The 18,328-nt window shown below is 63.9% G+C and carries 15 protein-coding genes and 1 tRNA gene; 2 read left to right on the top strand and 14 right to left on the bottom strand.

What is annotated here, in order from left to right; translation table 11 throughout:
* Nucleotides 1-53 precede the first annotated feature (53 nt).
* From ACGG9J_RS06140 to ACGG9J_RS06130, 3 genes are all read right to left on the bottom strand, one after another.
* The gene (locus ACGG9J_RS06140; RefSeq protein ID WP_390134547.1) at nt 54-1,625 is read right to left on the bottom strand and encodes an acyl-CoA carboxylase subunit beta; all 1,572 of its coding nucleotides are present in this window, start codon (nt 1,623-1,625) and stop codon (nt 54-56) included.
* Entirely contained in the window at nt 1,622-3,457 is a 1,836-nt protein-coding gene (locus ACGG9J_RS06135) for an acetyl/propionyl/methylcrotonyl-CoA carboxylase subunit alpha (protein WP_390134545.1), read from the bottom strand. The genes ACGG9J_RS06140 and ACGG9J_RS06135 overlap by 4 nt, the downstream gene beginning before the upstream one ends.
* Nucleotides 3,458-3,522: 65 nt before the next feature.
* On the bottom strand, nt 3,523-4,284 hold the full coding sequence (locus ACGG9J_RS06130) for a biotin--[acetyl-CoA-carboxylase] ligase (RefSeq protein ID WP_390134543.1): 762 nt from the start codon (nt 4,282-4,284) through the stop codon (nt 3,523-3,525).
* A 523-nt stretch (nt 4,285-4,807) separates the two neighbouring features.
* Between ACGG9J_RS06130 and ACGG9J_RS06125 the strand changes: the two genes are divergently transcribed.
* Nucleotides 4,808-6,700 (top strand): DUF6020 family protein, encoded by a 1,893-nt coding sequence (locus tag ACGG9J_RS06125; protein WP_390134540.1) that lies wholly within the window; start codon nt 4,808-4,810, stop codon nt 6,698-6,700.
* A complete protein-coding gene (locus tag ACGG9J_RS06120; protein WP_390134538.1) occupies nt 6,697-7,929 on the top strand; it encodes a PucR family transcriptional regulator in 1,233 nt (410 codons plus the stop codon). Before ACGG9J_RS06125 ends, ACGG9J_RS06120 begins: the two co-directional genes overlap by 4 nt.
* Nucleotides 7,930-8,019: 90 nt before the next feature.
* Here ACGG9J_RS06120 and rplA read toward each other — a convergent pair whose 3' ends face one another.
* The 11 genes from rplA to ACGG9J_RS06065 form a co-directional block, all read right to left on the bottom strand.
* Entirely contained in the window at nt 8,020-8,709 is a 690-nt protein-coding gene (rplA, locus tag ACGG9J_RS06115) for a 50S ribosomal protein L1 (protein ID WP_015022450.1), read from the bottom strand.
* A 64-nt stretch (nt 8,710-8,773) separates the two neighbouring features.
* On the bottom strand, nt 8,774-9,205 hold the full coding sequence (rplK, locus tag ACGG9J_RS06110; RefSeq protein WP_015022451.1) for a 50S ribosomal protein L11: 432 nt from the start codon (nt 9,203-9,205) through the stop codon (nt 8,774-8,776).
* 136 nt (nt 9,206-9,341) lie between these two features.
* The gene (nusG, locus tag ACGG9J_RS06105; RefSeq protein ID WP_390134534.1) at nt 9,342-10,175 is read right to left on the bottom strand and encodes a transcription termination/antitermination protein NusG; all 834 of its coding nucleotides are present in this window, start codon (nt 10,173-10,175) and stop codon (nt 9,342-9,344) included.
* Between the two features lie 30 nt (nt 10,176-10,205).
* Entirely contained in the window at nt 10,206-10,430 is a 225-nt protein-coding gene (gene secE / locus ACGG9J_RS06100) for a preprotein translocase subunit SecE (RefSeq protein ID WP_390134532.1), read from the bottom strand.
* Between the two features lie 44 nt (nt 10,431-10,474).
* Nucleotides 10,475-10,550 (bottom strand) — tRNA-Trp (locus ACGG9J_RS06095).
* A 120-nt stretch (nt 10,551-10,670) separates the two neighbouring features.
* Nucleotides 10,671-11,879 carry a pyridoxal phosphate-dependent aminotransferase gene (locus ACGG9J_RS06090; RefSeq protein WP_390135331.1) on the bottom strand — a complete coding sequence of 403 codons (1,209 nt, stop codon included), beginning with the start codon at nt 11,877-11,879 and terminating at the stop codon, nt 10,671-10,673.
* Nucleotides 11,880-11,922: 43 nt separating this feature from the next.
* The gene (gene proB / locus ACGG9J_RS06085) at nt 11,923-13,065 is read right to left on the bottom strand and encodes a glutamate 5-kinase (protein WP_390134530.1); all 1,143 of its coding nucleotides are present in this window, start codon (nt 13,063-13,065) and stop codon (nt 11,923-11,925) included.
* Nucleotides 13,062-14,741, bottom strand: coding sequence for a GTPase ObgE (obgE, locus tag ACGG9J_RS06080; RefSeq protein ID WP_390134528.1), 1,680 nt, complete (start codon nt 14,739-14,741; stop codon nt 13,062-13,064). The genes proB and obgE overlap by 4 nt, the downstream gene beginning before the upstream one ends.
* A gap of 127 nt (nt 14,742-14,868) precedes the next feature.
* Nucleotides 14,869-15,120 (bottom strand): 50S ribosomal protein L27, encoded by a 252-nt coding sequence (rpmA, locus tag ACGG9J_RS06075; RefSeq protein WP_015022457.1) that lies wholly within the window; start codon nt 15,118-15,120, stop codon nt 14,869-14,871.
* Nucleotides 15,121-15,152: 32 nt separating this feature from the next.
* A complete protein-coding gene (rplU, locus tag ACGG9J_RS06070) occupies nt 15,153-15,461 on the bottom strand; it encodes a 50S ribosomal protein L21 (RefSeq protein WP_390134526.1) in 309 nt (102 codons plus the stop codon).
* A 154-nt stretch (nt 15,462-15,615) separates the two neighbouring features.
* A complete protein-coding gene (locus ACGG9J_RS06065) occupies nt 15,616-18,291 on the bottom strand; it encodes an Rne/Rng family ribonuclease (protein WP_390134524.1) in 2,676 nt (891 codons plus the stop codon).
* Nucleotides 18,292-18,328 lie beyond the last annotated feature (37 nt).

The raw sequence follows: 18,328 nt of genomic DNA, 5'->3' as shown, positions 1-18,328 counted from the left end.
TGCAGATTGCTGATAATGGCGAGGGGAAAAGCTCGGCCTAGGGTCGGGGAAGCTTATAGGGGTTGGTTGCCATGGTGCTTGTCGTTGACCCTGACACGTTGCTTGTCTGCCAAGAGGTCCATGGCCTGGATCAGGACCGGTCTGGTCTGCTCCGGGTCGATCATGCCGTCCAGCTCGCCCATCTCCAGGGAGAGGTTGGCATTGACGGTGCTGCTTTCGTACTCCTGGGCCAGCCGGTTGCGCAGCTCGTCCACGTCCCGACCGGCCTCCTTGGCCTCCTGCAGGTCGCGCCGGTGGATGATGTTGACCGCGCCCTGGGCTCCCAGTACGGCGATCTGCGAGGAGGGCCAGGCGTAGTTGAGGTCCGCGCCGATGGCCTTGGAGCCCATGACGATGTAGGAGCCGCCGAAAGCCTTGCGCAGAACAATGGTGACCATGGGCACCTGGGCATTGGCGTAGGCATAGATGACCTTGGCCCCACGACGGATGATGCCGGCGTGCTCCTGGTCGGAGCCCGGCTTGTAACCGGGGGTGTCCACCAGGGTGATGACCGGCAGGTTGAAGGCATCGCAGAGACGGACGAAGCGGGCCAGCTTCTCGGAGGATTCCACATCCAGGCTGCCTGCGTCCACCATGGGCTGGTTGGCTACGATTCCCACCGGCCGGCCCTCCAGACAGGCAAATCCGACCACGATGGACCGGGCATAGAGCTCTTGGACCTGGACCAGCTCGCCGTAGTCGACGATGGCGTGGATGACGTCCAGCACATCGTAGGGCTGCCGGTCGTTCTCGGGGATGACCGCGGCCAGTCGCTTGGCGGCCTGGCGCTCGGCATGGCCGGAGATGAAGGCGTATCTGGGAGGCTCCTGTCCGCTGTTGGCGGGCAGATAGGCCAGAACGGTCCTGGCGTAGTCGATGGCGTCGGCCTCGTCCTCGCCCAGGTAGTGAGCCACGCCGGAACGGGTGTTGTGCACGTAGCCGCCGCCCAGCTGGTCCATGCTGATGGTCTCGCCAGTGGCCGCCTTGACCACGTCGGGACCAGTGACGAACATGTCCGAGTTCTCCTTGGTCATGATGATCAGGTCGGTCAAGGCCGGGCAGTAAACGGCACCTCCTGCGCAGGGCCCCAGAATCAGAGAGATCTGCGGGACGAATCCGCTGGCCTGGCAGGTCTTGCGGAAGATTCGGCCGTACTGGGTCAGGGCGGCCACACCCTCCTGGATGCGGGCGCCTCCCGAGTCGATCATGGCCACGATGGGGACCTTGATACGCAGGGCCATGTCCATGAGCCGGCAGATCTTCTCGCCTTCGGCCCGGCCCAGGGTGCCGCCCCTGACGGAGAAGTCCTGGGCGTAGACGCCGACCTTGCGCCCGTAGACCAGGCCGAAGCCGGTGATGACCGCAGATCCCGCCCGGCCCCCGGCAATGTCACCGCCAGCGAATCGGCCCACCTCCTCGAAGGTGTCCTTGTCGAAGAGCAGATCCAGGCGCTCCCGGGCGGTCTGCTTGCCCTTGGCATGCTGGCGGTCGCGGGCGTGCTCCTCGGCCTGCTTGGCCAGGGCAGCGGCCCGATGGATGCCCTGGCGCACCGGCTGGGAGCCCAAGGTGGATTCGGTGACGCTCATGCCTGCTCCTCCCCGCCCAGATCCAGGGTGACCAGGGTCTGGCCCGGATCCACCCCTTGTGCCACGGACACATCGATGGTCTTCACGCGGCCCTTGGCCGGGGCATAGACGTAGTTCTCCATCTTCATGGACTCCAGAACCACCAGCAGGTCGCCCTTGTCAACCTCCTGGTCGGGGGCCACGTTGATGCGGGTGACCACCGCCTGCATGGTGGCCACGATGACGCCGGACCGGGCCGCATCCTGCCGGGGTGCGCCAGGCTCCTGATCCCGCAGCCCGCGCCCACGCAGGGGCTGCCGGGGCCGGGAAATGCCATCATGACCGCTGAAGCCGCCCATTCCTCCCAGAAGCGACTGGGGCAGAGCAAGCCTGACCCGCTTGTCGTCGATTTCCACGTTATAGGTCTCCATGGGATCGCTGTCCCGGTCCTGCTCCTGTGCGGAGACGCCGGAGACCGAAGCAGGCTGGCCGCTGCCGTTGGAGGCAGGCTCCACGTTCAGATAGACCCTTTCAAGCCACTTGGTGGACACGTCGAAGGTGTGACCGTCTTCGGCAGTGAACTCGGGATTGGTGAAGATCTTCTGGAAGAGGCCTGCCGGGGTGGGGACCCCGCTGATGCTCATCTCGCGCAGGGCCCGACGAACCCTGGCCACAGCTGCCGGACGGTCCTGGGCGGTCACGATCAGCTTGCCCATCATGGAGTCGTCCCTGGGCGAGACCGTGTCTCCCACCTCGACGCCTGAATCCACGCGGATGCCAGGGCCGGAGGGCCACTGAATAGATTCGATGGTACCTGAGCTGGGGGTCAGATTGGTGGCCGGGTCCTCGCTGGTGATGCGCAGCTCGAAGCTGTGGCCGCGGGGCGGGGGCGCCACGTTCAGGGAGCCGCCGTCGGCGATCCGCAGCTGTTCGCGGACCAGGTCCAGTCCGCAGACCTGCTCGCTGACCGTATGCTCCACCTGCAGCCGGGGGTTGACCTCCATGAAATAGACATCGTCCCTGGGGGTGACCAGAAACTCGCAGGTGCCCAGGCCCACGTAGCCCACCGTGTCGAACAGGCGGCGCGAGAATCCCTCCAGCTGGGCGATCACGTCGTCGGACAGGAAGGGCGCAGGAGCCTCCTCCACCAGCTTCTGGTTGCGGCGCTGGACCGAGCAGTCCCTGGTGGAATAGACGGTGAACTGGCCGTGGCTGTCCCTGCCGGACTGGGTCTCCACATGCCGGGCCCGGTCCACGAACTTCTCGATGAAGTAGTCGCCCAGGTCGCCGCCCTGAAGGGCATCATGGTTCATGTAGAAGGTGCGCAGCTCGTCGCTGTCGTTGATCAGGGTGATCCCCCGGCCGCCGCCGCCGTCAGCTTTCTTCATCATGACCGGATAGCCGTGCTCGTCGGCGAAGTCCAGCAGAGGGCGCATGTCGGTGACCGGTTCGCTCAGGCCTGGCACCACCGGCACCCGGGCCCGCTCGGCCACCTTGCAGGCGGTGATCTTGTCGCCCAGCTCGTCCAGGACCTCCGGGTCCGGACCCACCCAGGTGATGCCCGCCTCAATCACCTTTCGCGCGAAGGAGGAGAACTCGGAGAGGAAGCCATAGCCCGGGTGGAGGGCGTCAGCGCCGGCCCGGCGGGCGATGGAGACGATCAGATCCTCATTCAGGTAGGTCTCCAGGTTGGTGTCCCCAGGCAGCAGGTAGGCCTCGTCCGCCATTTGGGCATAGGGGGCGTCCCGATCCTGGTCGGCATAGACGGCCACGGTGGCGATGCCCATCTCCTGGGCGGTGCGCACAACCCGCAGGGCTATCTCGCCGCGGTTGGCGATCAGCAGTTTTTTCATTCCCCTCTCCTCACTGGTTGCTCAAGGGCGATTGGACTGACAGAAAAGCATGGACAAGGCAGGAATCAGATCCTCACAGCGGCCACTTCAGGCAGGATGCCCACGTCGGCTGTGGACACATCAACTTGGTTTCCATCCGACAGCCGCACCCTCAGGGAGGCATCATGGTTGATCTCCAGGGCACGACCCTCTACGGGTGCTCCGGCCACGGGAATGACCATGACATTCCGACCCAGTGTCCAGCTGAGCGCGGCGATCCGCGAGCGCAGGCCCTGAGGCCCGTTCAAGGTTCTTTCCAGCGAACCGTCAAGGCCGAGGGGGGCCATCTCCCCGCTCAGGTGCCAGCTGATGGCATCGACCAGATCGTCGCGCAGGGTCTGGTAGTCGGGCAGGTCCTCGTAATGGAGCTGCAGAGAGGTGGAATCCGCAATGGGCAGCGCCTGCCGAGGCAAAAAAAGGTTGATGCCGATGCCGACAGCCAGCGCCGACCAGTTTTGATCCACCCGGACCAGCTCGCAGAGGATGCCCCCCAGCTTGGCCCCGCGGCAGAACAGATCGTTGGGCCACTTGAGAGTCAGGACCCGTTCAGGTTCGCCGCCGTCGGCCAGCTGGCAGCCATGGTGCTCAAGCACGTCCTGAAGGCCTTCCAACGCGGCCAGTCCCGCCACGAGGGGCATCCACCCGCCAAGCGGTCCAGTAAGCAAGCTGGTGGGCAGCGGCAGGGCCCAAGTAGCCAACAGGGAGCATCGGGGCTGGTTGACCCAGGTTCGGTCAAGACGACCGCGGCACCGGGACTGCGCATCAGCAACCGCTACGCTAAGCGGCATGGTGTGCCCCCCGGCGCCCGGCCATCGCCGAAGACCTCTACTTGCGACTCTTCCCTCGTAGATTGTCGTCGTAGAAAGGCCCTGACGGGCATTTTTTCGAGGCGTACCTTCGGCTTTCCCCTTAGTGCCAGAGACCAGTACTTTCGCAGCCCCCGTGCTCGTTGTCGATTCACTGCCCCCGAATAGTCGCTCGACCCGGTCGCGCGCATCCGAATAGGACGAGGCTTCCAGAGCATGAGCCACGAGCGTATTGGTCGAATCGACGGTGTCGAACACCACGATCGAGGAGAGTACGCCACTGTCCAGCGATGCCGATGGCTGCCACTTGATATTCTGATGAGGCACGCGTTCCACTATACGGCACAAGGGGTCAGCCCCGGTAGCGAACCACCCACAAAAGCGATGGTCGGTTTTTGTATCTTTTCACAGGATGCCCTTGAACTGCCCATAGCGCATCCTCGGATGGGCACTGGATAAAATGAGGAAAACCGTACAACAGGCACAACCCGCGAAAGGGGTTCTTTTGAGTGCAGACAGCCGTAGGGTGCAGCCAAGAGAGGAGGTCGAGCGACCTGTGCCGACCCCGGTCTTAAAGACCAAGAAGCCCAGGCCTAATGCATCCCGGACCGTCGGCCTGGCCCTGGCCCTGCTGGCCTGCCTTTGGATCGCCTGCTGCACCGGACTGGGTCCCATCTACCGTCGGCAGGGTTCTTTGACGCAGATAGGCCTGGCCCAAGTGCTGGTCATGCTGGGCGCCTTAGCCGTCTGCCTGGCTCTGGTCCTGGCCTGCCGCCGGATTCTTCTAGGCTGCGCACCCCTGCGAATGCCGCAGCGGCTGACCGCCCTGGCACAGCACCCACGGATGCGTGCCTATGCGGCCTTCATCACCCGGCAAACCAGTGGCTGGCGGCCCATCATGCGTCTGCTTCTGCTGGGCTGGGCCTGGGCCTTTCTTACCCTGCTTGCCGCCTATGGGGCCGACCTGTACGCCCAAGCCCAGGAATGCGCCAACCTCCTGGCCCAACTGCAGGGCAATCAGCCCCCCTACGGCGGCAATGCCTTCACCCAGATGGACGTCTACCCCATCGGCCACTACCTGTGGCCGGAGCACCCAGCATTCCTGACAGACCAGCACAACATAGTGCTGACCCTGGTCTATGGCATGACCATCATGGCCTCCAACCACCTGACCGGGTCCTATGACGCAGGCATCGTGCTCCTGGCGGGACTGCAGGTGCTTTTCGCTGCCTTCTGCTGCGCCGTCACTGCCGACCGCTTCCTGCGCGGCAGCGCAACCGAACAGGTGGGAGCCCTGGCCCGCACCCTGGCCATGCTTTTCTTCCTGCTCTGCCCCTTCGTGGTTTTCAGCACCTTCAGCCTGACCAAGTCGCCCCTCTTCGCCTTCGCCTTCATCTGGTGGTTCGGCATCTGGCACCAGCTGGAGGCAACAAATAGGAACTCTCCGCCTTCCGCCAGCCAAGCGACCCGACTGCGACCTGGCCTTGTACTGAGCACGCTGATCATGCTGATCAGCGCCAAGTACGCCCTGTACATCGTCCTGGCCCAGCTGGTTCTGGCCCTGATCATCCACCGTCGTCAGTGGGCCACCGTCCTGATCGGACTCCTGCTGCCCCTGGTCCTGTTCACGGGGGTGACCGGGGCTCTAACAGCCACGGGGACGGTCATCCAAGGGGATTCCGTGGAAAGCCGCAGCATCCAGCTGCAGCAGATCGCCCGAGTGGCCCGGCTCAACCCCCATGGGATTCCGGCTCAGGCAAGAGCCGACCTTGAGCCCATCATGGACCTGGACAATGCCGCCATCCAGTACACCCCCTGGGAGGCCGACAGGGTCAAGTCCTCGGGCAATCAGCCCAAACTGATCGTCTACCGCTGGAGGACGGTGACGCCCGAGCAGATGTCTCGGCTGAATCGGGCCTGGCTCCAGGTGGGACTGCGCAACCCGGTGATCTACCTGGATGCCTTCATGGCCGAGTCCTACGGCTACTTCGACCCAGGCGATCCTGCCTACGTGGCTATGTCCTACTACCTCAACAACGGCTACGTGCAGAATTCAGGCTCCTGGCTGGCGGCCTGGTGCCACGACTGGCGCAACGGTGTGACCGGATTCGTCAGGACCTGGGCCGATACCCCCCTGCTGGGCCTGGTGGCAAGAGCCAACTTCTGGGTGGTGGCCGCTCTGTTGCTGATCGTCGCCCGGCTGGCAGCCGGCCACTGGCGCGGGGCCCTGTGCTGGTTCCCCCTTCTGCTGATCATGGGAGTCATGATCACCGCCCCAGCCAACAACTTCGAACGACATATGCTTCCAGTGGACATGGCAGTGCCCTTCCTGATCCTGGACATGGTCCGACAGAGCCGTCGTACCCGTACAGATAACCTGATGGACCGTCCGGCATGATCGGCCAGTCGAGGCGCTCCAGATCGAGGAACCATGACCCAGCCAAGGTGCAGCAAGCCCACCAGGCACCTACCGCCTCCAAAACAGCCATGGAGCAGATTCTCCGGAAGACATTGGATCATTTGGAGGAGGCGCTGCCCTGGGCCAGGTCCTTGCCCGTCGATGGACGCAAAACCTTGGAAGGAGCCATTCGAACTGCCTTGGACGACCTGCTGTCCCGACTTGATGCCCAAGGCAGGCAGGACAACGCAGTCCCCTCCCCTCTACCAGCAGAGCTCTCCCGGAACCTGGGGCCGCACCGGGCCATGGAGCTGACCGAAGTCATTCTGGACATGCTTGAAGAGGCTGGCCGGACCTTGGGGAGCGAAGGGGAACGGTCCACGCTGATCTACACCCGTCATGCCGCCACTGCGGCAGCTGGTCTCTACGCCGATCTGGCCGAGGCAAGGAACGGGCGCAAGGCCACAATAGAGTCGAGAATCATTCGGCATTTGATTGAGAAAACAGCAGACACACGGACCGTTGACGATCTAGCCCGGTTAGGCTGGCCGACCGAATTCGACAGCTTCGCTGTCGTTGGCGAAGCCCGTGACAGCAATGACGGGCAGGGAATGGAGAACGCTCGCCAGCCGATCCATACTACCGTAGTCCGTCAAGGCGGCAGAGCTCTGGTGGGCGAAAACGAGGGACTCATGGTGGTCCTGATCAGCCCCGACCGGTCAGGTGCTCCAGCCGACTTCTGCGCGTCCATCCTGCGTTTCTTCGCCGACGGGCCCGCTGTCTGTCTGGGACCACTCCGCCATGGGATCTCCGGCGCTGAGGCTTCCATCCGAGCCGCCCTGAGCACCCAGGCTGCAGCCCCGGCAGTAGCCGACCCCATCACCGCCGCCCTGCCCAGGCCCCTGCACGCCGACGACCTGCTGCCAGAACGAGCCCTGAACGGTGACACGGACGCTGCCGACCAGCTCTACCAAGAGGTCTATCTGAGCCTGGCCGGACAGGACCCCGACGGCCCCCTGCCGACCACTCTGCTCACTTTTCTGCGCTCGGGCAACTCGCTGGAAGTCACCGCCAAGAAGCTGGGCATCCATCCCAACACCGTGCGCTACCGGCTCAGGCGCTGCGTGGAAGTGACCGGCTGGGATGCCATGGACCCGCGAGAATCCTTCGTCCTTCAGGCTGCCCTGATCATCGGCAGAATCCGCAGGTCGCATCCGAGCGCCGACTGACCGGATCCGGATAGATCAAAAGATGGACCGAAATATAAAAAGGGCGGGGACCCGAAGGTCTCCCGCCTTGGAAGTATACGGCGAACCGACTCAGAGCACCGCAATGTCCAGGGGAACACCCGGACCCATGGTGGTGGTTACGGTGGCCTTGGTGATGTAACGGCCCTTGACCGTGGCCGGCTTCAGACGCTTGATCTCCTCGTCAACCGCATGGAAGTTCTCCTCCAGAGCCTGCTGCTCGAAGGAGACCTTGCCCACGGGGAAGCTCAGGTTGCCGTTCTTGTCCACACGGAACTCGATACGGCCAGCCTTGATCTCGGTGACTGCCTTGGCCACGTCCATGGTCACAGTGCCGGTCTTGGGGTTGGGCATGAGGCCGCGGGGACCCAGCACGCGGCCCAGACGGCCGACCTTGCCCATCATGTCGGGTGTGGCCACCACAGCATCGAAGTCCAAGTAGCCGCCGGCAACCTTGGTCACCAGCTCGTCGTCGCCCACCTCGTCGGCTCCGGCCTCGGCGGCTGCAGTCGCCTGGGGACCACGAGCGAAGACCAGGACACGCACGGTCTTGCCGGTGCCGTTGGGCAGGCTTACAGTGCCACGGACCAGCTGGTCGGCCTTGCGGGGATCCACGTTCAGGCGGTAGACGGCCTCAACAGTCTCGTCAAACCCGCGCTTGGGCATGCTCTTGAGCAGGGCGATGCCCTCCTCGGGGGTGTACAGGTTGGTGCGATCGACCTTCTCGGCCGCCTCGCGATACTTCTTGGAACGCTTGGTCATCTGCTTCTCCTATCAGCAGTCGCGGTGCGGGCAAGCGTATGCCCTACCGCTCACAACAAAAATTTCAGTCGGTGACGGTGATGCCCATGGAACGGGCGGTGCCTTCGATGATCTTCATCCCTGCCTCGACGTCACGGGCCGACAGATCCTCCATCTTGGTCTGGGCGATCTCGCGGACCTGGGCCTTGGTGACGGATCCCACCTTGGTGGTCAGCGGGTTGCCGGCACCCTTGGAGACGCCGGCCGCCTTGCGCAGCAGGTCGGCTGCCGGCGGAGTCTTGGTGATGAAGGTGAAGGAACGATCCTCGTAGACGGTGATGATGCAGGGGATGACCTGGCCCATCTTGTCCTTGGTGGCATCGTTGTACTGCTTGCAGAAGTCCATGATGTTCACGCCATGGGAGCCCAGTGCAGGACCCAGCGGGGGTGCAGGATTGGCCTTGCCGGCCTCTATCTGCACCTTGATCAGCGCGGTGACTTTCTTCTTTGCAGCCATATGCTGGTTCTTCTTTCTACGAAGCGGTGATGTCGGAGACCATAGGTCCCCTCCCGCAACCTGTTCTTTCCAAATGCGCTCCACGGGGGAGCACAAGCCTGACGATTATCGCATCAGCCGAAGACGGCCGAGGCGCTCAGACGATCTTCTCGACCTGATCGAATCCCAGCTCCACGGGGGTGTCCCTGCCGAAGATGGAGACCAGAACGGTCAGCTTCTGCGTGGTGGGCTCCACATCGGAAACCACAGCGGCCATGGTGGCGAAGGGCCCTTCAGTGACCGTGACCTGATCGCCAACGGCATAGGAGACCTCCACCGTGCGCTTCTTGGCAGCTTCGGGTTTGTCTCCAGCGGCTTTCAGAGCCTCGGATGCGATCATGGGGGCCATCATCTGGACGACCTCCTTGCGGGTCAGCGGAGCCGGCTCCTTGCTGGGACCCACGAATCCGGTGACACCCTCGGTGTCACGGACGATGCGGCGGGCGTTCTCGTCCGGCCACATGCGAATCAGCACGTAACCGGGAACCCGAACCCGGGTGACGACCTTCTTGCCCTTGTCGGTGTGTTTTTCGACCTCCTCCATGGGAATCTCCACCTGGAAGACCTTGTCCTCCAAGCCGAAGGAGGCCACGCGGGACTCCACGTTGGCCTTGACGCGCTTCTCATAGCCAGAGTAGGTATGCAGAACATACCATTTGCCCTCAAGGGTGCGCAGCTTCTTGGAGAACTCATCCACGGCACGCTGACCGGGATCCTCCTGGTCGGCCTGGTCATCGTTGTCCCCTTCATCAGAGGAGTTGCCGGAATTGGAGGAATCGTCCTTGCCCTGCTCGGCCTGCTCCGAAGCGGACGCGAGCGACTGATCCTGGACCTGGGCATCCTCCTGCGTGGGGGCATCGACGGATGCCGACTGGACCGACTCAGCGGCCTGATCGGGGTCCAGTCCCTCTCTGGTCAGATCATCACTCATGGATCACTCCACCTTCTACCTTGTCACGGCTCAGCCAAATATCAGGAAGCCCAGTTTGCCCAGGCCGAAGTCCATCACGGTCACGAAGATCATCAGCAGCAGCACGAAGATGAAGACGGCCACAGACCAGCCCACCAGCTCCTTGCCTGTCGGGGTCACGACCTTGCGGATTTCATCGATAACCTGCTTGATGAAGAGCCCGATACGCATGAAGAAGTTCGGCCTGGCTTCCTCAGCCCCATCCTTCTGTGCCATGGTCATCCGTCCTTCGTTTGTTCTGCATCGTCTGCTGCAAGCCTTGGCAGGGAAGGCGGGACTCGAACCCACAACCTACGGTTTTGGAGACCGTTGCGCTACCAATTGCGCCACTTCCCTATCGGAACTTCCCACCAGCCTACTCGACAGGGAGGAAAAACCGCCAAATCTCAAGTTTAGCCTAAAGGATGGATTGCGTCCAACCGTGTTGCCCCGACAGCATTTCGTCCAGGAACCGGATCAGGCGCTGACCCAGTCCCCAAGGCGCTGCATGCCCTCGGCCAGGTCGTCGTCAGCCAACGCGTAGGAGAAGCGCAGGCAGCCGGGCGCACCGAAAGCCTCGCCCGGCACGGCCGCCACCTGGATCTGCTCCAGGATGACCTCGGCCAGCTCACTCGATGTAGCGCAGACCGTGCCCTGCGGACCCACGGGCCGATCCAGCAGACCGGACACGTCGGCAAAGGCGTAGAAGGCGCCCAGGGGTTCAGGGCAGGTCACCCAGTCCATGGCGTTCAGGGCGTCCACGATGGCCCGCCGGCGCAGAGCGAAGGCCGACCGCATGGCCTCCACGTCCTCCAAGCCTCCAGTCAGTGCAGCCAGGGCTGCCTGCTGGGAGACGTTGGCCACGTTGGAGGTCATATGCCCCTGAAGCTTCGCGGCCGCCTGGGCCACCGGCAAGGGAGCGGTCAGCCAGCCCACCCGCCAGCCGGTCATGGCATAGGTCTTAGCCACGCCGTTGACTACGATCAGCTGATCGCGCACCTGGGGCACCAAAGCGCCGGGATAGGGGGTGTGCGCCCCCTGGTAGGTCAGATGCTCATAGATCTCGTCGCTGATCACCCAGATCTGGTGCTCTATGGCCCAACGGCCCACGGCTGCCACCAGTTCGCCGTCCCAGACCGTCCCGGTTGGGTTGGCAGGCACGTTGAGAACAATGGCACGGGTGTGCTCGGTTCGGGCAGCCTCCAGCTGCTCCAGCCTAGGGATATAGCCCTGGTCGGCTCCGCTGAGCACCGGGACCGGCCGGCCGCCAGCCAGCAGAACCATCTGGGGATAGCTGGTCCAGTAGGGCGCAGGGATGATGACTTCATCGCCGGGGTTCAGCAGGATCTGGAAGGTCTCGTAGACGGCCTGCTTGCCGCCGTTGGTGACCACAACTTGATCCGGGTCGATTTGATAGCCCGAATCACGCAGGGTCTTGTCCGCGATGGCCTGCTTCAGTTGGGGCAGACCCGCCGTGGGCGTATAGCGGTGGTTGCGCGGATCCAGGCAGGCGCGCGCTGCTGCCTGCACGATATGGTCAGGTGTAGGAAAGTTGGGTTCGCCGGCACCGAAGCTGATCACATTCATGCCCTGGGCCTTCATGGCCTTGGCTTTTGAGTCCACAGCCAGAGTGGCACTGGGGGCCACCGCATCAATGCGTCTGCTCAGGGTCTGCCATTGCGCCATAGTCATGCTGCCATGGTACCGCCCGGCACCCCCAGTGCTGCGCTCAGACCAGGACCAGGGAGTCCCGATGGACCAGCGGGTGGGCATAGTGGGCGCCCAGTCGGCGGCGGAGCTCCTGGGTGGTCAGGCCCAGCATGTCCTGAGCCTCCTCGGAGTCGTAGCCGGACAGGCCCTTGGCCACCTGGTGACCGGACTCATCGTGTATCCAGACAGGATCCCCGGCAGAGAACTCGCCCTGGACGGATCTGGCACCGGCCGCCAGCAGGCTGGCCCGACCGCCGCGCAGAGCTTTTACAGCCCCCTGATCCACCAGATAGCCACCACGGGGACGGGAGGCAAATTTAATCCATAGCCGGTGCGAGGAACCCCGTGGGCGGATAGGGGCGAAGAGAGTGCCCACCCTGTCGCCGGCCAGGGCAGGACCTGCAAGGTCGGCGCGCGTCAGGACAACAGGCATACCAGAAGCCGCGGCAATCCGCGCCGCCTCCAGCTTGGTGGACATGCCCCCGGTCCCCAGCCCGGAGACGGACCCCTGGGCATCCACCTGGTCCATGATGGCCGCCACATCGGGCACGAAATCGACTCTGCGGGCACTCGGCCTGGATGGGGGTTCGGTGTAGAGGGCATCCACATCAGTCAGCAGGACCAGGGCATCAGCGCTGACAATGTTGGCGATCAGCGCCGAAAGGTGGTCGTTGTCGCCGAAGCGGATCTCGTTACTGGCAAGGGCATCGTTCTCATTGACAATGGGGATGACCCCCAGATCCAACAGACGGCAGAGGGTGCGTCGGGCGTTGCGGTACTGGACGGCATGGGTGGTGTCACGGGCGGTGATCAGGATCTGGCCAACACGCAGACCATAGCGGGCGAAGGCTGCCTCGTACTGGGCCATGAGCAGACCTTGGCCCACTGAAGCCGTAGCCTGCTGGGTAGCCACGTCGCCGGGGCGTTGGTCGAACCCCAGGGTGCCGAAGCCTGCTGCGATGGCTCCGGAGGTGACCAGGACCAGGCGGGCGCCATCCACAGCAGCCGAAGCCAGAGCCCCTACCAGCGAGCGCAGGCGATCCTGGTCCAGGCGTCCGTGGGGATCAGTCAGGGAACTGGTGCCCACCTTGACCACCATGGTGCGGGCCTGTGCCACCCGGGAGCGGACCTCATCCTCCTCAGATCCCTCCCGACCGGTCATTGCCCAGCCTCCTCAGAACTGGCAGCATTTGTATCCCCGTGCCCCAGCAGGCCATGCCTGTCGTGGGGATCGTCGTCCACAGAGGGGTCGGCCCAGTGCCCCTGGCGCCGCTCCTGCTCCATAACCTGACGCACCGCCTGACGGGCATCCATCATCTGATGGTACTGGCGGCGGCGTTCGCTGTTGGTGCGGCGGCGGTTGAGCCCCTGGCTCTCCTCCAGACGCAGGTCACGACCGCGGGCCACCTGGGGAGTGCCGTCCAGCATTTCGGCGCCAGCTGCCACGCTCGGGTCCCAGTCGAAGGCCACTGCATCGTCGCCGGGACCGATGCGGACCTCATCTCCAGGCCTGGCTCCTGCCTTTCGCAGGGCATCCTCTACGCCCATCCGGGCCAGGCAGTCAGCCAAATAGCCTACGGCCTCTTCGTTGTCGAAGTTGGTCTGGCGAACCCAACGTTCAGGCTTGGCTCCGCAAACCCTGAACCAGGTTTGCCCGGAACGGGTCTGATGCCGCTCAAGAGTGAAGTCGCCAATCTGGTCGGCATTCCTGCGCCGCCGCTCCAGGGGACGGATGACCACGCGTTCCTCCTGCCTGGCCTCCTGCTGCTCCTGCAGCTGTCTGCGCAGGCGGTCCACCAGATCGGCCAGGTAGTAGCCCAGCTCCTTGAGTCCCTGATGAGAGGCCGTGGAAACCACGAAGACCTTCAGACCCATGGCCTCGAAGTCAGGCCGGACGAATTCAGCCAGTTCGCGGGCCTCCGGCAGGTCGGCCTTGTTGAGGATGATCACCCTGGGCCGCTCGGCCATGGGGATGACCCCCAGCGGAAGCTCGAGGCGGTCGGCATAGCGGGAAAGCTCCTCCTCCAAGGCCTGATAGTCGCTCATAGGGTCACGATCAGGCTCCAGGGTGGCGCAATCAATGACGTGGGCGATGATCTCGGTGCGCTCAATGTGCCTCAGAAACTCCAATCCAAGGCCCTTGCCCTGGGATGCTCCCGGGATTAGCCCGGGCACATCGGCCATGGTGAAGCGGCTCTCCCCTGCCTGGACCACGCCCAGGTTGGGCACCAGGGTGGTAAATGGATAGTCGGCGATCTTGGGCCTGGCCGCGCTCATGGCCGCCACTAGGCTGGACTTGCCTGCGCTGGGGAAACCCACCAGAGCCACGTCGGCGATGGATTTGAGCTCCAGCACCAGGTCGCGCTCCTGCCCGGGGTCCCCCAGCAGGGCGAAGCCGGGAGCCCGCCTGGCCTTGGTGGCCAGGGAACGGTTGCCCAGGCCGCCCACGCCGCCCTGGGCCGCCACGAACCGGTCGCCTGCATGAGCCAGGTCAGCCAGGCGCTCACCAGGTTGCTTGCGCTCCCCCTGGCCTCCCTTGGCGGTGAAGACCACGGTACCCACCGGCACTGGCAGAATCAGATCCTGGCCACGGCTGCCGTCCTTGTCGCCGCCCAGACCCATGGTGCCCGATTCGGCCTGGCGGTGCGGCAGGAAGCGGTAGTCCAGCAGACTGGTGGCGTTGGCATCGGCCTGAAGAATGACCGAACCGCCCTGACCACCGTCGCCCCCATCGGGCCCGGCCAGGGGCTTGTACTTCTCGCGGCGGATGGAGGAAGCCCCATTGCCGCCGTCGCCACCCTTGACATGGACGGTGACCTGATCCACAAATGCGCTCATAGGGGCCCATGGTACTCAATCCGGCCTGACATGCGGCCCCTGAGAGCTGAATGCCCGGCATCTCCATACATATGCAAAAAGGCCACCCCATGACAGGGATGGCCTTTGGCTGATGCCGATAAGGCAATCAGGCAGTAAGCACGTCAACGACCTTGCGGTCACGCCGGTTGGCGAACCGAACCGTTCCGTCCGTCAGGGCGAAGAGGGTATGGTCCTTGCCCAGGCCGACGTTCTGGCCGGGATGGAACTTGGTGCCACGCTGGCGAACGATGATGTTGCCGGCCACTACGGCCTCGCCGCCGAACTTCTTGACGCCCAGGTACTGTGCATTCGAATCGCGCCCGTTGCGTGAGCTGGACGCGCCCTTCTTATGTGCCATGTCTGGTTCCTTTCCTACCTCGACCTAGGCCCTCAGGCGATGGCCGTGATCTTGACCACGGTCTGCTTCTGGCGGTGACCCTTGCGGCGCGCCACGCCGGTCTTGTTCTTGAACTTCTGGATGTTGATCTTGGGGCCCTTGGCCTCGTCGTCCACGACCTCGCCCTTGACGGAGAACTTGGCCAGATCCTTGGCGGCCATGGTCACCTTGGATCCATCGACAACCAGCGCGACCGGAAACTCGACCGACTCGCCCTTCCTGGCAGCCAGACGGTTGACCGTGATCTGGTCACCGACCTCGACCTTCTCCTGATGGCCTCCGGCCTTCACAATCGCGTACATAGCCCTACCTTGCCTGTTGTCCAAAGCTGTATGCGCCCGGTATCCGAGTCCCGCCTTGCAATTGACGGACCCGTCCAGACACCAGCTAACCAGTATAGAAGCAAACACACCGCGTCGTCAAATGTGCCTGCCCCGCCGACAAAACGAAATCAGTCTATGACTCCTTGACGACATCCGTCGTCTCAGCCTGAGCCTCGTCCTCGTCCGATGCCGCCTGGGCCGCCGCAGCGATCCTGGCCAGCTTGGCCTTGACCGCAGGCGTGGAGCCGGTTGACAGGGTCTCCTTGGCAGAGGAGCCATGACCATGCTTGTTGGTCTTGACGAAGGGATCACCGCCCTTGACCGCGTACGGATCGGCGTAGGAGGCAGAGATGGTCGGCTTGTCGTGGAGTATGAAGCCTCGGCCATGGCAGGTGGGGCACTCCTCGGAGAAGGCCTCGACCAGGCCCTGGCCCACCCGCTTGCGGGTCATCTGTACCAGGCCCAGGGATGTGACCTCGGCCACCTGATGCTTGGTGCGGTCCCGGGCCAAGCACTCGACCAAGCGGCGCAGGACCAAGTCGCGGTTGGCCGGCATGACCATATCCACATAGTCGATCATGATCATGCCGCCGATGTCGCGCAGGCGCAGCTGTCGGGCGATCTCCTCGGAAGCCTCCAGATTGCAGCGGGTCACCGTCTCCTCCAGGGACTTGCCCTTGCCGATGAAGCGTCCCGTGTTCACGTCGATGGTGGTCATGGCCTCGGTGCGGTCGATGACCAGGGAACCGCCGGAGGGCAGGTAGACCTGACGCTCCATGCCCTTGCGCAGCTGGCTGTCGATGCTCCAGCGGTCGAAGACATCCTTGCCCTGATGCTCGGCCGGATCCCAATGCTCAAGCTTCTCCTCCAGGTCGGGGGCCATGGTCTCCAGGTAATTGCGGACCCGCTCATAGACCCCTTGCCCCTGGACCACCAGCTTGGCGAAGTCGTCATTGAAGATGTCACGGACCACACGGATGGCCACGTCCGGCTCGCCCTGAAGAAGCTTAGGACGCTTGCCGTGCAGGAACTCCTTGTGCTTGTCCTCGATCTTGCTCCACTGGCGCTGCAGGTTCTCCAGGTCCTTGGTCAGGGCCTCCTCGCTGGCTCCCTCGGCCGCGGTGCGGATGATGACGCCCATATCCTTGGGGGCCACTCTGGAGACGATGCTCTTGAGGCGGGAACGCTCGCGGTCGGGCAGCTTGCGGCTGACGCCGGTCATACCGCCTGAGGGCACCAGGACCAGGAAGCGGCCGGCCAGCGTAACCTGCGAGGTCAGCCGGGCGCCCTTGTGGCCGATGGGATCCTTGGTGACCTGGACCAGCACGGGATCGCCGGACTTGAAGGCCAGCTCAATCCGTCTGGGCTGACCCTCCAGACGGGTGGAATCCCAGTTGACCTCGCCAGCGTAGAGCACACCGTTGCGGGCCTGGCCGATATCCACGAAGGCGGCCTCCATGCTGGGCAGGACATTCTGGACCCGGCCCAGGTAGATATTGCCGACAGTGGAAACCTCCTGGATGTCGGAGACGTAGTGCTCAACCAGGATGTCGTCCTCAATGACCGATATCTGAGTGTGGTTTTCCTTCTCACGCACCACCATCAGGCGGTTGACGCTCTCACGGCGTGCCAGGAAGTCCTGCTCGATCAGCTGGGACTGACGGGAGCGCTCGCGACGGTTGTCCCGCCGACGCTGCTTCTTGGCCTCCAGGCGGGTGGAGCCCTCCACATCGGTGATCTCGTCAATATATTGCTGCTTGCGTGAACGGCGGCTGCCGGACTCCTCCGACTCGCCCTCAGCGGACTTGGAACCCCTGCGACGGCGGCGGCGACGGGTCAGCGGGGCCTCGTCCTCCTCATCCTTGTCTTTTTCCTGCTCGTGCCCGCGACGGCGACGGCGACTGGAAACGGACTTCTCGGACTCCTCATCATCACTCTTTGAACGGCGGCGACGACGGGTGCGGGTGCCGGACTCCTGCTGGTCCTCATCCTGCTCCTGGTCCTCGTCAATCATGAAGGTGATGCCCTCGTGATCCAGATCCTCCTCGATGCGCTCCACCTCGTCAGCGGCCCGGCGCTCCTCCGCATTGAGCCTGCGGGAACGTCGCGAACCGCTCTCCGAAGTATTCCTGGACCTGCTCCGTCGGGAGGACTTGGATGATTGCTCGGTGTCCTCGTCCTCATCATCCCGCTCGTCGCGCTCATCATGGTCAGGTCGTGCGGCTGGTATGACGGGCTCCTGGAAGAGCAGCGATGTCATAGGACGGGGACGGGAGGCGCGGGCGGTACGCGGACGCTCATCCTGCTCCTCACCCTTTCGACCGGCCCTCTGGCTGTGACCCGAGGTCAAGGCCTCCACGGCTTCAAGAGCCCTCTCCTGACGATCGTGGTCAGGTTCGCCCTCCTGGGCATGCTCTTCAGTCCGTCGGCGGGCGGCAGTTCGAGTGCGACGACGGGTGGCCGTCCTGGTTGGCTTGGACTCGCCCTCATCCTCCTGGACATCCTGGCCGGAGTGGTCCTGCACGTTCTGGTCAGCCGCCTGATCCTCCTTGGCCTTGCGGGTGCGGCGGCGACGGGTGGCAGAGGGCTTCGACTCGTTCTCCTCCTTGGCCTTGCGGGAGGTCTTGCGCTTCTCGGCCTCGACTTTCACAGGTACATCAGCACCAGCAGCGCCGGCCACCCGGACCACACGCCGTCCAGTGCGCCGACGGGCGCCGGAACCTGATGCCCCCTCGACCTGCCGCTCCTGCCCACCGCTGATGGCGGACCTACTATCCTTGGTATCCTCATTATTCGTTTTTTCGGGCACAATGCTCCTTGCGGCACGCCGCCTCGCGCCGCTCTCA

Source organism: Bifidobacterium apicola (genome assembly GCF_042846865.1).
Taxonomy (GTDB): domain Bacteria; phylum Actinomycetota; class Actinomycetes; order Actinomycetales; family Bifidobacteriaceae; genus Bombiscardovia; species Bombiscardovia apicola.
Note: the sequence above shows the minus strand (reverse complement) of the source record. Positions and strands in the feature narration are given on the sequence as shown.

Coding starts and splice junctions, on each gene's coding strand:
- ACGG9J_RS06140 (WP_390134547.1), bottom strand. CDS start 1,625: ATGAGCGTCACCGAATCCACCTTGGGCTCCCAGCCGGTGCGCCAGGGC.
- ACGG9J_RS06135 (WP_390134545.1), bottom strand. CDS start 3,457: ATGAAAAAACTGCTGATCGCCAACCGCGGCGAGATAGCCCTGCGGGTT.
- ACGG9J_RS06130 (WP_390134543.1), bottom strand. CDS start 4,284: ATGCCGCTTAGCGTAGCGGTTGCTGATGCGCAGTCCCGGTGCCGCGGT.
- ACGG9J_RS06120 (WP_390134538.1), top strand. CDS start 6,697: ATGATCGGCCAGTCGAGGCGCTCCAGATCGAGGAACCATGACCCAGCC.
- rplA (WP_015022450.1), bottom strand. CDS start 8,709: ATGACCAAGCGTTCCAAGAAGTATCGCGAGGCGGCCGAGAAGGTCGAT.
- rplK (WP_015022451.1), bottom strand. CDS start 9,205: ATGGCTGCAAAGAAGAAAGTCACCGCGCTGATCAAGGTGCAGATAGAG.
- nusG (WP_390134534.1), bottom strand. CDS start 10,175: ATGAGTGATGATCTGACCAGAGAGGGACTGGACCCCGATCAGGCCGCT.
- secE (WP_390134532.1), bottom strand. CDS start 10,430: ATGGCACAGAAGGATGGGGCTGAGGAAGCCAGGCCGAACTTCTTCATG.
- ACGG9J_RS06090 (WP_390135331.1), bottom strand. CDS start 11,879: ATGGCGCAATGGCAGACCCTGAGCAGACGCATTGATGCGGTGGCCCCC.
- proB (WP_390134530.1), bottom strand. CDS start 13,065: ATGACCGGTCGGGAGGGATCTGAGGAGGATGAGGTCCGCTCCCGGGTG.
- obgE (WP_390134528.1), bottom strand. CDS start 14,741: ATGAGCGCATTTGTGGATCAGGTCACCGTCCATGTCAAGGGTGGCGAC.
- rpmA (WP_015022457.1), bottom strand. CDS start 15,120: ATGGCACATAAGAAGGGCGCGTCCAGCTCACGCAACGGGCGCGATTCG.
- rplU (WP_390134526.1), bottom strand. CDS start 15,461: ATGTACGCGATTGTGAAGGCCGGAGGCCATCAGGAGAAGGTCGAGGTC.